Below are 1,054 nucleotides of genomic sequence, written 5' to 3' on the forward strand. Positions count from 1 at the left end.
GTAATTTGAGGTTCGGATTACCAAGTCCTCAAAATTGGAAAAAGTTGTTTGAAAGGCAAACTCTCTCTTCAACAATGAGTGAAAAGCTTCAATTGGCCCATTATCATAAGGATAACCTTGTTTTGAGTATGAGTGGCTAATCTGATGCCGTTCAAGTAAAGTTTCAACTTCGTTGCTGGTGTACTGTGAACCCATGTCAGAGTGAAAATATTGTGGCTTTTGAGGACATTCAAGCGCCTGATTAATCGTTTCTACAACTAACGGCGCCTCCATCTGACGACCAATCTTGAAAGCAAGAACTTGATGAACCTTTGGTTCGTAAATAGAACTGAGATAAACCCAGGTTCCTGGACGTAATTCCAAATAAGTAATGTCAGCACGCCATATCCTTGCATTGGGCTGGTGCTTGATTAAATTGTGGCGTTGTGAATGATCCACATGAGTGCCAGGTTTTTTAAATCGCCGATTCATTAAAGAGTGAATCTCCATTTCCCTCATTAATCGTAAAATTCGTTTTGACCCAACACAGATGCCTGACTTGCGAAGCACCATCGTTATTCGTGGATAACCATAGGCACGATAATTATTTTCCCAAATCAATTTAATTTTTTCTTTGAGCTGATTATCAACACGTTCGTGTTGACTAGGTTGATATCTTTTCCAATGGTAATAGGTGCTGCGCGGTAATTTCAGTGCCGAAAGAATAATTGATAAGCGGTGTCGCAATAACTGATCTTCTATGAAGACAAGGCAATTAATTCGTCCTAATGCTTTCCCAGTAACACCGCCGCAGCTTTTAAAATTTCAAGTTCCTCCTTTAATCGCTGATTTTCCTTTTGAAGTTGTTTGAATTCTTTGGACGTTACTTCAGTACCGTCTTCTAGCTCAACTGATTTAGCGCCTTTAACCCAGTTATGAATTGCGGCTGGAGAAACACCGTATTCCTCGGAAAGCGAGCGAATAGATCTTTTCTCTTCACGATGCAGCTTCACAATGCTGGCTTTAAAATCATCTTGATATCGTTTCATTGGAATGCTCCTATCTTGTTTTATTA

At 39.8% G+C, this 1,054-nt stretch carries 1 protein-coding gene; it reads right to left on the reverse strand.

Annotated features, from left to right (window positions below):
- A protein-coding gene (locus tag IV36_RS11700; protein ID WP_156648682.1) for an IS3-like element IS1163 family transposase occupies positions 1 to 1,028 on the reverse strand; the annotation gives its coding sequence in 2 pieces (ribosomal slippage) (positions 1 to 800 and positions 800 to 1,028; 1,029 coding nt annotated over the 2 pieces). This gene is flagged as partial in the annotation.
- Positions 1,029 to 1,054: the final 26 nt, after the last annotated feature.

It is taken from the genome of Liquorilactobacillus mali (assembly GCF_001437155.1).
Lineage (GTDB): Bacteria > Bacillota > Bacilli > Lactobacillales > Lactobacillaceae > Liquorilactobacillus > Liquorilactobacillus mali_A.